This window comes from Streptomyces flaveolus (assembly GCF_044765825.1).
Classification (GTDB): Bacteria; Actinomycetota; Actinomycetes; order Streptomycetales; family Streptomycetaceae; genus Streptomyces; species Streptomyces flaveolus.
The window spans coordinates 369,589-384,217 of the sequence record NZ_JBIWKU010000008.1; the positions used below are offsets into that span (position 1 = coordinate 369,589).

Below are 14,629 nucleotides of genomic sequence, written 5' to 3' on the forward strand. Positions count from 1 at the left end.
TACCCGAGCGGCGTCCGGCAGGTCACGCCGCCCCGGAACCGAGGGAACTCCGCCCGGCGCCCCCGTCCTGAGCCACCGGCCACCGCCTGCGCGACGCCTCGCCCCGCGCGGCGTGTGCGTCACGCCCCGACGACCGCCCTGCCGTACGGAACGAGCCGCACCGGGCCGACGAGACCGTAGTTCTGCCTCTTGGCGACCCCGAACACCTGCGCGTTGGCGACCCGCAGGCGGTTGAGCAGGGAGGTGGCGACCTCCACCTCGATGGTGTTGGTCCCGCGACGCAGGTACGGGCCCACGTCCACCACCGGCGTCAGCTGGTCGGCGGGCGGCAGGGCGCGTCCGTTCACCGTGACCCGGTAGGTGTCGAACACCTCGCCCAGTTCCAGCCGGGCACCGTGACCACCGGTCCAGGCGGCCCCCAGCTTCACCGTGGTGCGGTACCGGCCCACGCCCGACGCATCGGCCAGCTCCGGGATCTCGGGCCAGGGCCTGAGTCCGTCGAGCTCGACGGTGCGCAGGGTCCTGGTGGTGCTCGACGCGGTGGCGCCCGGCGTCCAGTCCTCGGCCGTCAGGGTCCAGCGGGTGAGCGCCATCGGCTCAGCGACCTCCTCGATGGTCGCGCTGACGGTGGCCCCGCTCTGCAGCACGGTGGTGTAGGTGCCCGGACGCGTGTCGCGGATCTCCAGCCGGCCGCCCTCGGCGCGACGGACCTCGGCCGCCTCGCTGGACGTCGCGTTCCAGCGGGGCGCGGGGCCGGGGATCCACTTGCCGGGACGGGCCGTCGCGATGATCGTGGTGGCCCCCGGTTCCAGGGTGATGCGCAGCCGGAGGCGCCCGTCGCCGAGCCGGGTGTAGGTGGCGAGCGGTTCGATCGTGCCGGTCCAGGCGTCCAGGACGTAGGGGACGGCGTCCGGCCTGCGCAGGGTGAGCGTGACGTCGTGACTGATGGGCGTGCCGGTCGAACCCTTCTTGCTGACCGAGTCGTTGGCGAAGAAGTAGTAGTCGGCCTCCGTGTCGGCCCGGTGGGCGTGCAGCAGCATCGAGGACTGCGCGTACTCGACGTCGCGCTTCAGGCCGAGCGCGGCGATGCCCTGCGGCACGTCGGGGCGGTCGGGCACGTTGGAGACGCTCGGCTGCGCCAGCAGTTCGGCGATCAGCTCCAGCAGGCGCTCGTTGTCCCCCGTCTTCGGCAGCCCGGGCACGTGCCCGTCCTTCCAGTCCCCGATGACGATGACCGGAAGGCCCTTCCTGGCGTAGCCGACGAGCTTCTCGGCGACGTCCAGTTGCAGCGTGTGCTCGCGATTGATCATGACGTCGCCGTCGACGAGCAGCGCCTTGAAGGCGGGGCCGTCGGGGGCGAACCGGCCGTCGCGCACCACGGCGCCGGGCAGCGAGAGCAGACGCGGGCTGAGGAAGAGGTGCGTCCAGCCGGCCGGGACGCCGTCGGCGCTGAACCAGGACGCGCCGAGCCCGGAACCGGCGTAGCCCTTCTGCCACAGCACGCCGATGTCGGCCTTGTTGACGCCGGTCTGCAGGACCTGCTGGATCCGGCTCAGATACCCGGCGACATCGGGCACATGACGCCACGTGGGCTGGCGGGGGCCCCAGGCCTCGCCGTAGCCGGAGCCGCCGTTGTACGGCGAGAAGGCCGCGAAGCCGGGCCACGTCGCACCGGGGGCGTCGGCGTACGCGAAGCCGTGGAACACGGCCTGGTTCACCCCGGCCGCGTACTGGGTGACGAGCTTGCGGAGGGTGGCGTCCCAGGTGGTCGCGTAGGCGCCGCCCGCCGTGCCGCCCGCCTCGTTGGACAGCACCAGCCTGCCGCCCATGTCCCGGCCGCCGGCCAGGCAGCGGAAGTCGTCGAGGTTCTTGAACCCGAGCGACTCGCCCTCGGGCACGTCCAGCAGCGCGGCCTTGTACATCGCGTCGGTCTGCAGACCGTACGGCTGGACGCGCAGTTGCAGGCCGAGGCCGTGCGCCCACTTCTGCACCGGGAGCAGGTGGTTCTCGACGTACAGCTCGGTGACCACTTCCATGTAGTCGCGGCGGACGGCCTTGTTGGTGGCGTCGTCGAACGCGAAGGCGTACTTCTCCTTCGTCTGCAGGAGTGCGGGCAGATACGGGGCGAGCGAGTAGCCCATGCGGCGTTCGAACTCGGCCATGATGCCGGGCGTCCACAGCGTCGCGTGCGTCTCGATCTCGAGGGAGTCCTCGAACAGCGCGCCCCCGGTCTCCCGCAGCAGCCTGCGCATGCGCGGGGTGAGGATGCGGCTCTCCCAGAAGTCGATGACGGCCCGCGTCCCGGCCTCGCTGAAGTGGTCGACGACGTAACTGAGCGGGGTGGTGTGCGCCGGGCCCTCGGGGCGCTGGCCGGAGCCGCGTTCGTAACAGGCGATGACGAGCCAGGTCCCGTCGCCGGGCGCGGTCCACTCCAGCCGCCCGTCCTCGACGCGGGAGGCGAGATCGGTGACCGAGCCCTTCTCCAGCCGGGTGGGGAAGGCGGTGGGCGAGGTGCCCGGGACGACACGGACGGCCTGCACGGACCGCACCTTCCGGGCCGTCGCGGCGGGGTCGGGGGCGGTCACCGGCTCGGGCAGCGGGCCCGCGAAGGCGGTTCCCCCGGGGACGACGGCGACGCCGTGCGCCAGCTCCTTGATCGCGGAGTTGCCGTCGGGGGTGATGCCGGGAACGGCGGCCGGCCAGGCGGGGCCGAGGGTGAGGTCCACGAGGATGCCGCGCTTCTTCGCCTGACCCAGGGCCGTCTCGACCGCGTCGGCCCAGGCGGGCGTCCCCCAGCCGTAGCGGGACGGGTCGATCGGCTGGGAAACGCTGTGGGTGACTGCCGCGATCTCCACGCCGCCGAATCCGGCGTCGGCGATCCGGTCGATCTCCCGCCTGATCTCGTCCGCGTCGACCAGCGCGTCCGGCCACCACCAGCGGAACTTGGGACGCACCGGAGCCGCGGGGGAGGAGAACGAACGGGCGAACGCGCCGCCGGGCTTGGCCGTCGTGGCGCCCGCCGTCGTCGGTTCGCCCCCTGTCGTCGGTTCGCCCGCCGCGGCGGCGGCCGAGGCCGTGCCCGCCGACAGGGCCGCCGCGGCCCCGGCCGCCGCCGTCATCTTGAGCAGAGCCCGCCGCCGAAGGCTGTCGTGCTCGAAGGTGTCTTCCTGCCCAGGTGTGTGTCTCATCGCGCCTCGTTTGAACGTTTTAATTGTCTGGCTGGAACATACGCAGCCCGATGTGCGGCCGCAAGGGTTCGGTGGAGGTGGATCGTCCGAGGGTCCGACCGTGCCGCCGACAGGGCCTATTACCAGCAAGTACCGTGAGAGTGGGGGTCGGTGGCGCGCAGGTGCGGGCCCCGGCGGGACTGTCGTAACCCTTGACTCCCCCCAAGGCTCCGCCTACTTTGCCGTTCGGCTGACAAAAACGTTTCAACGCACGTGCGGAGCCGACTGCCCAGGGGCGTCGCCTCCCGCCGTCCCGTGCACGCATCGGCCCGTCACCGAGTGGTTCGTCCCTCCCCGAAGGAGCCCGGCTTGTCCGCGCGACCCCATGTGCCCAGCCCTGATGTGCCCAGCCCCACCCGTCGCCGTGTCCTGACCGTCACGGCCGCCGCCACCGCGGTGGCCGCGCTGCCCGCCACGGCCGCCGAGGCATCCGCCGTCGTCCCGGGCACCGGTTCGCCGGCCGCCGCCGGCGCCGGACCGGCCGCGGAGGCCGTCCGGCCGGCGCTGGACCCGTTTCCGCTGTCCGCGGTCCGGCTCCTGGAGAGCCCCTTCCTCGCCAACATGCGGCGTACCTGCGCCTACTTGCTGTACGTCGACCCGGACCGGCTGCTGCACACGTTCCGGCTGAACGTGCGACTGCCGTCGACCGCCGAGCCGTGCGGTGGCTGGGAGGCCCCGGGCGTCCTGCTGCGCGGCCACAGCACCGGCCACCTGCTGTCCGCCCTCGCCCAGGCGCACGCCAACACGGGCGACGACGCCTACGCCGAGAAGGCCCGCCACCTGGTGGCGGCGCTCGCCGAGTGCCAGGCGCACGCGCCCGCCGCCGGCTACCGCCCGGGCTACCTCTCCGCCTTCCCGGAGGACGTCTTCGACCAGCTCGAAGCCGGGGGCAAGCCCTGGGCCCCCTATTACACGCTGCACAAGATCATGGCCGGGCTCCTCGACCAGTACCGGCTCAGCGGCAACGAGCAGGCCATGACCGTGCTGACGGGCATGGCGGCCTGGGTGGACTCCCGCACGGCGCCCCTGCCCCGCGACCGCATGCAGTCCCTGCTCCGGGTCGAGTTCGGCGGCATGAACGAGGTGCTGACGAACCTGTACCTGGAGACCGGCGATCCCGCGCACCTGCGGACCGCGCGGCGCTTCGACCACGAGGAGCTGTACGAGCCGCTGGCCGCGGGCCGTGACGAACTCGCGGGGCGGCACGCCAACACCGAGATCCCCAAGATCGTCGGGGCGGCGCGGAGTTACCGGGCGACGGGGGAGCGGCGCTACCTGGACATCGCGACCCACTTCTGGGAGACGGTCGTCCGGCACCACTCGTACGCCATCGGCGGCAACTCGAACCAGGAGTTCTTCGGCCCGCCCGGCGAGATCGTCAGCCGGCTGTCCGAGGACACCTGCGAGAACTGCAACAGCTACAACATGCTCAAGCTCGGCAGGCAGCTCTTCCTGCACGACCCCACGACCACCGCGTACATGGACCACTACGAGTGGACCCTCTACAACCAGATGCTCGGCGAGCAGGACCCCGACTCCGAGCACGGCTTCGTCACCTACTACACGGGCCTGTGGGCCGGTTCGCGGCGGCAGCCCAAGGGCGGGCTCGGTGCCGCGCCGGGCAGCTACAGCAGCGACTACGACAACTTCTCCTGCGACCACGGCACGGGCATGGAGACCCACACCAAGTTCGCCGACAGCATCTACTTCCGCTCCGCCGGACCGGACCGGACGCTGTACGTGAACCTGTTCATCCCCTCCGAGGTGACCTGGCGGGACACGGGCCTGACGCTGCGTCAGGACACCGGTCATCCGGAGACCGACCGCACCCGGCTCACCGTCACCGGCGGTGACGCGCGCTTCACCCTGAAGGTCCGGGTCCCCGCCTGGCTCGCCGACAGCGGCGGCCGGGCCGCGGTACGGCTCAACGGGCACGCGCTCGGGGCACCGATCCGCCCGGGCCGGTACGTCACGATCGAGCGCCACTGGCGACGCGGCGACACGGTGGAACTGACCTTCCCGCGCGAGCCGGTCTGGCGGCCGGCCCCCGACAACCAGCAGGTGCGGTCGCTGTCCTACGGTCCCGTCGTGCTCGCCGGCGCCTACGGAGCGACCGCCCTCGCGACCATCCCCGACATCCGGACCGAGTCCCTGCGGCCGGTGGCGGGCGTCCCGCTGGAGTTCACCGCCGTGGCCGACGGCCGTGAGGTGCCGCTGCGGCCCTTCTACAAGGTGCACCACCAGAACTACACCGTCTACTGGGCCGTCACCCCCCGCCAGGGCCGCGAACGGGACATCGCCCGCTACCGGCTCGACGAGGGCAGCGGCACCACGGCCGCCGACAGCACCGGCACCTTCCCCCGCGCGGCACTGACCGGCGGCGCCGAATGGACCACGGACGGCACGCGCACCGCGGTGCTCCTGGACGGTACGGACGGTCACGTCACGCTCCCCGAGGGGCTCCCCGCCGGACTGACCGAACTGACGGTCGCCGTGCGCGTCCGCATCGACTCGCTCGCCAACTCGGCACGCGTCTTCGACCTCGGCTACCACAAGAGCACCTACCTGTACCTCACGCCCCGCACCGGCGCCGGCCGGGCCCGCGCCGCGCTGAAGATCTCCGGCATGGAGGGCGAGGACGTGATCGACGCTGCCGGACCCCTGCCGCAGGGCCGGTGGATCCACGTGGCCCTCACCCTGGCGGGCGGCACCGGCATCCTGTACGTCGACGGAGCCGAGGCCGGCCGCAACGCCGCCATGGTCACCAGCCCGCTGCTGCTCGGCGCGAGCACCCGCAACTACCTGGGCCGTTCGCAGAACTCCACGCATCCGTACCTGCACGGCGCGATCGCCGACTTCCGCCTGCGCAACCGTGCCCTGACGGCCGCCGAAGTGGCCGCACTCGCCACCGGCTGACGGCGCCCGGGCCCGCGCGGACCACCGCACACCCACGCCTGCCCGGGCCCGACGGCCCGGGCACCCACGTGCCCGGTGCCGCACGGCACGGCCGCACCCACCCCGACATCCCCCCCCGAACGATGGAGTTCCCGATGTCCGAATCCGACCTGACCAGACGCCGGTTCGTCGTGGCCGCCGGAGCGGCAGGAGCCGCGTTCGCCGCCGGCCTGCCCGGTGCCGCCGCCACCGCCCACGCCGCGCAGCCGGCGACCGCCGGAGCCGCCCGCACATCCGGTTACGCCCCGGAGGACTTCGCCGACCCGCGCCGGGACAGCCGGCCGACGGTCTACTGGTACTGGAACGGGCCCGTCACCCCCGAACTGGTCGAGACCCAGATGGCCGACCTCCGCGACAAGGGCATGTTCGAGGTCATCCTCTTCCCCTTCGACAACGCCGAGATGCAGCCGGTGTTCTTCACCGAGGACTGGTTCGCGATCGTCGGCCACGTCCTGCGGGTCGCCGAGCGCACCGGCATGCGGGTCTGGCTGTTCAACGACGACCACTTCCCGAGCGGCCGGGCCGGCGAGTACATCGTCACGGGCGGCACCGTCGGCTCCCGCACCTACGCACCCCGGCCGGACCTGAGGCTCAAGGCACTGTGGCGGTCCACCACCGTCGTCGAGGGGCCCGCCTCCGCCGAGCTCACCGCCACCACCGGGGTGGGCGTCGACACCGGCCGCCTGGTCGCCGACGCCGACGTCCTCGGCGGAGCCGCCGTGCTGAGCGCGGGCGCGGACTGGACCGACTGCACCGTCACCGGCAGCGCCAAGGCCGAGCACGGCGCCGCCGGGCTCGTCGTCCGCGCCTCGGCGAGCGGAACCGACGGCTACGCCGTGGAGTTCGACCAGAGCGGCGTCGTCACCGTCCTGCGCCTGGCCGAGGGTGCGGCGCCGAAGGAGCTCGCGCGCAGCAGCCGCACCGACGGCTTCAACAAGACCAAGTTCCACACGCTCGTGGTCACCGTCCGCGGGGACACCGTCGCCGTCACCCTCGACGGCAAGGACAAGGGCACCGTCACCGACACCGCCCGCACCACCGGCAGCGTGGGCGTGCGGGCCGTCGACGGGCAGCGCGCCCTGTGGGAGAGCCTGACCGTCACCGCGTCCGACGGCACCACCCTGTACGAGCAGACCTACGACGACCCGGCCGCCGCCGGCGACTTCCCGGCCCGCCCGCGGCCCGGGGGCACCGCCGCGCCCGTCGCCGCCGTCGCCCGCCCCGTCGGTGCCACCGGCACGGAGCGCGTCGTGGAACTGACCGCGGACCTGACGGCCGGACGCACCTGGAAGGTCCCCGCAGGACGCTGGCAGATCGACGTCTTCGGCGGCAGCCCCCTCATCGACGACAGCCAGGGCTACAGCCGCAGCTACGTCGACCTGCTCGACGACGAACCCGTCGACCTGTTCCTCGACATGGTCCCGGGGGAGTACCACCGCCGCTTCGGCCGCTACTTCGGCAACGTCATGCCGGGCTTCTGGGACGACGAACCCTACTTCGCCTCCGCCGAGGCCCACTTCAAGCGCCTGCCCTGGTCGCCGACGCTGCAGGACGCGCTGCGCGCCGTCGGCGTCGAACCGGGCACCGCGTACGCCTCGGCCTTCGACGACCTCGGCCGCGACGGCCGCATCGCCCGCGGACGCTACTGGCAGGCCGTCTCCGACCGTTTCGCCGTGTACTTCGAGAAGCAGTCCCGCTGGTACGAGAAGCGGAACGTCGCCCTCATCACCAACCCGCTGTACGACGAGACCTCACCTTCCAAGCGCATCGCGTCCACCGGCGACCTGCACAAGGTCCACCAGTGGGCGCAGATCCCCGGCGGCGACATCATCACCGCCGAGTACGTGGCCGGCGAGCCCACGACGATCCCGCGCAACCCGGTCAGCGTCGCCCACCAGATGGGCCGCGAACGCGCCCTGCTGGAGGCCTTCGGCAACATGGGCTGGCAGGTCGCACCCGACTTCGCCCGCGCCCTCGTGGGCGCGAACGCCACCCGCGGCATCAACCTCACCGTGCTGCACGCGCTGTGGACCGACGAGACCCGGGTGTACTTCCCCCCGCCGTTCGGCCCGCGCGCCCCCTGGTGGTGGGCCATGGAGCCGCTCGCCGACTGGATCGGCCGCGTGATGGAGGTCGCCCGCGGCACGTCCGCCGCACGGACCGCGCTCATCCAGCCGCAGCGGGCGGCCGAGCAGTGGCGCGGCACCGACCGGCAGGGCGCCGTCGACAGCGCCCTCGGCGACGCCGCGTACGCCCTGGAGGCCGCCCAGGTCGACTTCGACCTCGTGCACGAGGGAGCGCTGAGCGGCGACCGGGGACTCCTCGCCCACGCCACCACCCGCGGCGGCCGGCTCACCGTCGGCGCGGCCCGCTACGACCTGGCCGTCCTGCCGCTGACCCCGACGCTCGACGCCGCCGCCGTGAAGACACTCACGGCCTTCGTGCGCGGCGGCGGCACCGTCGTCGCCGTCGGCGAACTGCCCGCGGACGAGGCGCACGGCGGCGACCGCGGCCTGGAACGCGCGCTGTCCGCGCTGTTCGGCGAGCAGCTGCCCGGCAGCCGCCGCACCGGCGCCGGGACGGCCGTACGCGTCGCCGACGTGACCGGCCTGCGGGAGGCCGCGCACGCTGCCGGCGTCGCCGCCGCCGTGCTCGAACCGGCCGCCGAAGCGGTCCGTGTCCTGCGCACCACCCGCGGCAAGGACATCGCGTTCCTCGTCAACAACGAGAGCGGACAGGCCGTCGAGACGGTCGCCGCACTCCCGGCCACCGGCGTCCCGGAGCTGTGGGACCCCGCCACCGGCATCGCCCGGCCCGCGCCCGTGTACCGCCGCGACCGGGGAAGGGACGGCCTGCGGGTACCGCTGCGCCTGCGCCCCTACGAGACCCTCGCGATCGTCGTCCGCGCCGCCACCCGCCCCGGCCCCCACCTCACCGAAACGGCCCTGCCCGTGGAGGGCGTCACCGCGCGGAAGGACACGCTGCACGTCACCGCCGTCGCCGACGCGCCCGGCAGGTACCCCCTGGCGGGCACCGACGGCCGGCACACCTACCGCGGCACCGCCGAGGTCACCGACCCGCTGCACGCCGTGGACCTGGGCGGCGACTGGACGCTGACCCTGGAGAAGGACGGCGCCACGCCCGTCACCCGCCCCCTGGGCAGCTGGACCGACCTCGACCCGCTGTTCTCCGGCAGCGGCACCTACACCATCACCCTCGACCTGGACCGGAACACCCTCGACGGACGCAGCTTCCGCCTCGACCTGGGCACGGTCCGCGAAGTCGCCGCGGTGACCGTCAACGGCACCGAGCTGCCGCCGCTGCTGTGGAGTCCTTACACCGCCGACGTCACCGACGTCCTGCGCACCGGCCGCAACACCCTCAGTGTCCGCGTGTCCAACACCCTCTCCAACGAACGCAAGAAGCCACTGCCGTCGGGCCTGCTCGGTCCCGTGACCCTGCGGCCGTACCGCCGCGTCACGGCCGTCCTGAACCGTGTCTGACCCGGCAGCGTCCGCCCCGCCCCGCACCCGCAAGGAGCACCCCATGAGCAGAGCGCTCACCCGGCGCGCCCACCGCCGCCCCGCCCTCCTCGTCGCCTCCGGCCTCACCGCACTGGTCACCGTGCTGCCCACGGCCGTCAACGCCGACGCCGGGCCCCCCGCCCGCATCGCGCCCGCCGGACTGCGCACCCAGCACCTCGCGCAGGCCCTGGGCATCGACGACACCACGCCCTACCTGAGCTGGAACATCACCAGCCGGGCCACGGGCGTCGTGCAGTCCGCGTACCGGGTGCAGGCGGCCGGCTCACTGAGCAGACTGAAGCAGGGCAGACCCGACCTGTGGGACTCCGGCAAGGTCCGCTCCGGCGTCCCGCAGACCACCTACGCCGGCAAGGAACTCGGCTCCCGCAGCCGCGTCTACTGGCGGGTCATGCTCTGGTCCGCCGACACCGGCCGCGACTCCGGGTGGAGCGAACCCTCCGTGTTCGAGACGGGCCTGACGCAGCAGCAGGACTGGGACGCGGACTGGATCACCCACCCGGACTGGCAGCTGAGCAAGCGCACCGTCGAGCCCGTCGTCGTCGACCTGCCGCGCACCACGGCCCGTTACGTCCGCCTCGACGTCACCCGGCTCGGACTGCCGCTCGCCGACGACTTCCCCGCGCGGACCTGGCGCCTCCAGCTCGGCGAGATCGACGTACGCGACTCCGGGAACGCGACCACCGGCCTCGCCAAGGGCGCCGCCGTGACGGCGTCGGAGACCGACACCGTCCGCAAAACCTGGGAACCCGCCCTCGCCGTGGACGGACTGCCCAACAGCGCCCTGCAGACGGCCGCCGGCTACTCCAGCCCGCCGCACACCGGCCCCGACGTCTCCGACGCGCCGGTCGTGCTCACCCTGGACCTCAAGTCGGCCAAGACCTTCGACCAGATCGCCCTGTACCCGCGCGCCGACGTCCTCACCGACGACGGCCGGGTGCCGAACTTCCCCGTCGACTACACCGTCTCCACCGGCGACGCGCCCACCGGCCCGTTCACCGAGGCCGCGCGGGTCACCGGACAGCGGCCGCCCACGCCGTACCTGCCCGCCGGACTGCCGCTGTTCACCAAGGACTTCACCCTGCCGAAGAGCGTGCGCAGCGCACGGCTGTACGTCTCCGGCCTGGGCATCCACGACACGAGCATCAACGGCGAGCCGGTCGGCGACGCCGTCCTCGAACCCGCCAACACCGACTACGCCGAGCGCGTCCAGTACGCCACCTACGACGTCACCGACCGGCTGCGCTCCGGCCGCAACACCATCGGCATCGAGCTGGGCAACGGCATAGCCAACGTCGTCAGCACCGCCGACCGCTACCGCAAGCTGTACGGCAACCTGAGCGACCCGAAGCTCGTCGCCCAGCTGGAGATCACGCTCGCCGACGGCACCGTGCGCCGCATCGCCAGCGGCAGCGACTGGCGCACCACCCTCGGCGCCACCACCTCCTCCAACTGGTACGGCGGCGAGGACTACGACGCCCGCCGCGCGATCCCGGACTGGAACAAGCCCGGCCAGGACCGCGGCGCCTGGAAGGCGGCGGCCACCGTGTCCGGCCCCGGCACGGCCACCGGCCCCGCCGTCCTGAGCGCCCGCGAGACCGAACCCGTCCGCGTGATCGAGACGCTCACGGGCAAGGAGGTCGAGGGCGCGGCCGAGGGCAGCCGGATCTTCGACCTTGGCCGCAACATCGCCGGCTGGCCGGAGATCACCGTGACCGCCCCGGCCGGCACCGACATCCGCATCCTGCCCGCGGAGAGCCTCAAGGACGGCCATGCCTTCCAGTCCATCAGCAACGTCGGCGGCCCGCTGTGGGACACCTACACCACCGGCGGCGACGGCTCGGAGACCTGGCACCCCAGGTTCAGCTACCACGGCTTCCGCTACCTGGAACTCAAGGGCCTGCCCGAGAACGCGACCGTCACCGTGCGCGGCAAGGTCCTGCACACCGACAATGCCTCCTCGGGCGACTTCACCAGCTCGAACCAGCTCGTCAACGGCATCCACTCGATCATCCGCCGGTCGATCGAGGGCAACATGATGAGCGTCCTCACCGACTGCCCGAGCCGCGAGAAGCTCGGCTGGCTCGAGCAGAACCAGCTGCTCTTCCCCGTCCTCACCGGCAACTACGACATGGAGGCGTACTTCCGCAAGCTCGTGCGCGACATGTCCGACGCGCAGACCGAGGACGGCCTGATCCCGAGCACCGTCCCCGAGTACACGAACCTGCCGGGCGGCTACCGCAACGACGCCAACTGGGGCGGCGCCTTCGTCCTCGTGCCCTGGCAGCTCTACACCACCTACGGCGACCGGGACACGCTCACCACGTACTACCCGCAGATGCAGCGGTACGCGGCGTTCCTGGAGCAGCAGGTGAAGGACGGCATCCTCGACTACGGCCTCGGCGACTGGTTCACCCCCGACCGGACGTTCCCGCGCGCCGTCGCCGGCACCTACGGCTACTGGCGGGTCGTCGACGCCCTGAGCCGTATCGCCGCCGTCCTCGGCGACGAGGACGGCGCGGCGTCCTACCGTGCCAAGGCCGACGCCGGCGCCGAGGCCCTGACCGCCAAGTACTACGACCGGGCGACCGGCACCTTCGGCGGCGGCGGCCACGGCGCCGAGGCGCTCGCGCTGGACATGGGCGCCGTCCCGGACGGCGAACGCGAGCGGCTGCTCGACCACTTCGTCACCGGCGTGGAACGGGCCGGCCACCACCTGGTGCTGGGCGAGATCTCCCTGCCGGCCGCCTTCCGCGTGCTCTCCGCGGCAGGCCGTGACGACGTCATCCACAAGATCGCCACGCAGACCACCAGCCCGAGCTACGGCTACCAGGTCCTGCACGGCAACACCACGCTCGGCGAGTCCTGGGACGGCGGCCCCGGCCAGTCCCAGAACCACTTCATGCTCGGCGCCATCGACGCCTGGTTCACCGACCGGGTCGCCGGCATCGAACAGGTCCCCGGTTCCATCGGCTACCGCGAGCTGCTGATCGATCCGGCCGTCGTCGGCGACCTCACCTCCGCGTCCGGCTCCTACCGCACGCCGTACGGCACCGTGAGCACCGACTGGAAGCGCGACGGCGACCGCTACCGGCTGCGGCTGAGCGTGCCCGCCGGCAGCACCGCCGAGGTCCATGTGCCGTTCACCGGGGGACGCGTCGCCGCCCCGGACGGAGCGAAGCCGCTGCGGACCGAGCGGGGCGAGGCCGTGTACGAGGTCGGCTCGGGCGACTGGACGTTCACGTCGGTGTACGCGGCCGGCGGCTCCTGAACCACCGACGGCGGTGGCGTCGTGCGACGCCACCGCCGTCGGGCTGTGCGCGTGCGGCCCACGGTGTCAGCGGGTGGGCAGGCTGGAACCGCGGACGACGAGCTCGGGCTGGAGCACCACGTGCTGGTGCCGGTGCTCGTCCGCCCGGTCACCGGCCTCCTGGAGAAGCAGGTCCGCCGCCATCGCGCCCATGGCTCGGGCGGGCTGCCGGACGGACGTCAACGGGACGGTCGCCGCGGCGGCGAACTCGATGTCGTCGTACCCGACGATGGCCATGTCGTCCGGGACCTTCACGCCGGCCGTGTACAGGAACTGGAGTACGCCGAGGGCCAGCAGGTCGTTGGCGCAGAACACCGCGGTGGGCCGCGCCGCCAGACCCAGCAGCCTGGCCCCCGCGTCCCGGCCGGCGGCCACGTCGAGGCGCTCGGTGGGGAGTTCCTGCAACGCGGTGGGGGGCAGACCGGCCTCGCCGACGGCGTTCAGGGCCCCCGTCCTGCGGTCCTGCACCTGCTTCAGATGGGGTGGCCCGCTGACGAAGGCGAGGGAGCGGTGCCCGGCACCCGTGAGATGCCGGACCGCCATGGCGCCGCCGGCGATGTCGTCGACCGAGACGGAGCAGCCCTCCTCGTCCCCCGCCACCCGGTCCACGAGCACGTAGGGGATGCCGTGCCGGCGGAAGTCACCCAGACTCCGCCCACTGGGGTCGGCGGGCGTGACCAGCACCCCGCGGACCCGCTGTTCGGCGAAGAGGTCGAGATACTCGGCCTCCTTCCGCGCGCTCTGCGCGCTGTTGCACAGCGTGACGGCGAGGCCCGCGTCCCGGGCCGTGCGCTCCGCTCCCTGCGCCAGGTCGACGAAGAACGGGTTGCCCATGTCGAGGACGAGCACCGCCATGACACGGCTGCGGCCCGCCCGCAGCTGCCGGGCGGACTCGCTGCGCACATAACCCAGACGCGCGATCACCTGCTCCACATGACGCCGCGTCCGCTGCGAGACGCGGCTGGGCTGGTTGAGCACATTGGACACCGTGCCGACGGAGACACCCGCCTCCCGTGCCACGTCCTTGATGCCGACCACCGGCGTGGAGTGCGTCATGTGTGTTGTCTCCTGCTGTTCTCTCCCCGCCGTCGAACCGGTGCGGGGAAGCGTTCGTCCTGCGAAGCCGGGACGCCGGCTCACGCCAGGTGGAAGACCTCGGTGAGAGGGCGCATGGCGGCATCGGGCGCCTGCCCGTCGAGTTCCTCGAAGAACTCCGCCATCTCCGCCTGCCAGCGGGCGTTCACCTCGGTCGCGTCCATGGCCGCGCGGGCCGCCTCGAAATCGTCGGTCTCCAGATAGCCGACGAGCAGGCCGTCCTCCCGCAGGAAGAGGGAGTAGTTGCGCCACCCGGCCTCGGTGAGGGCGGCACGCATGTCCGCCCACACCTCCCGGTGGCGCTCACGGTACTCGGCGGCCCTCTCGGAGCGGACCTTCAACAGAAAACAGACGCGTTGCATCGGATCACCTTGCTGCCGACGGTGGGGGCCCCCGCCCCCCCCGGGCCCCCCCCCGGGCGGCACCGGAGTAGGTTACGCTAAACATTAGGTCATGGGGGTGGTGGGGGTTTGGAACAAGGTGGGGGAGCCCCGCGGCAC

Annotated in this window: 6 protein-coding genes; 3 read left to right on the forward strand and 3 right to left on the reverse strand. The window is 72.7% G+C overall.

Annotated features, from left to right (window positions below; translation table 11 throughout):
• Positions 1–119 precede the first annotated feature (119 nt).
• Positions 120–3,188, reverse strand: a complete 3,069-nt coding sequence (locus ACIRG6_RS25300; protein ID WP_403324639.1) for a glycosyl hydrolase — start codon at positions 3,186–3,188, stop codon at positions 120–122.
• Between the two features lie 366 nt (positions 3,189–3,554).
• Between ACIRG6_RS25300 and ACIRG6_RS25305 the strand changes: the two genes are divergently transcribed.
• The 3 genes from ACIRG6_RS25305 to ACIRG6_RS25315 all read left to right on the forward strand — a co-directional run bounded on the left by ACIRG6_RS25305 (position 3,555) and on the right by ACIRG6_RS25315 (position 12,995).
• Entirely contained in the window at positions 3,555–6,143 is a 2,589-nt protein-coding gene (locus ACIRG6_RS25305) for a glycoside hydrolase family 127 protein (protein ID WP_403324651.1), read from the forward strand.
• A gap of 134 nt (positions 6,144–6,277) precedes the next feature.
• On the forward strand, positions 6,278–9,685 hold the full coding sequence (locus tag ACIRG6_RS25310; RefSeq protein WP_403324640.1) for a glycosylhydrolase-like jelly roll fold domain-containing protein: 3,408 nt from the start codon (positions 6,278–6,280) through the stop codon (positions 9,683–9,685).
• A 43-nt stretch (positions 9,686–9,728) separates the two neighbouring features.
• Positions 9,729–12,995: a family 78 glycoside hydrolase catalytic domain gene (locus ACIRG6_RS25315; RefSeq protein WP_403324641.1), complete on the forward strand. Its 3,267-nt coding sequence runs from the start codon at positions 9,729–9,731 to the stop codon at positions 12,993–12,995.
• 66 nt (positions 12,996–13,061) lie between these two features.
• Here ACIRG6_RS25315 and ACIRG6_RS25320 read toward each other — a convergent pair whose 3' ends face one another.
• Entirely contained in the window at positions 13,062–14,090 is a 1,029-nt protein-coding gene (locus ACIRG6_RS25320; protein WP_365023826.1) for a LacI family DNA-binding transcriptional regulator, read from the reverse strand.
• 80 nt (positions 14,091–14,170) lie between these two features.
• On the reverse strand, positions 14,171–14,491 hold the full coding sequence (locus ACIRG6_RS25325) for an L-rhamnose mutarotase (protein ID WP_318216016.1): 321 nt from the start codon (positions 14,489–14,491) through the stop codon (positions 14,171–14,173).
• Positions 14,492–14,629: the final 138 nt, after the last annotated feature.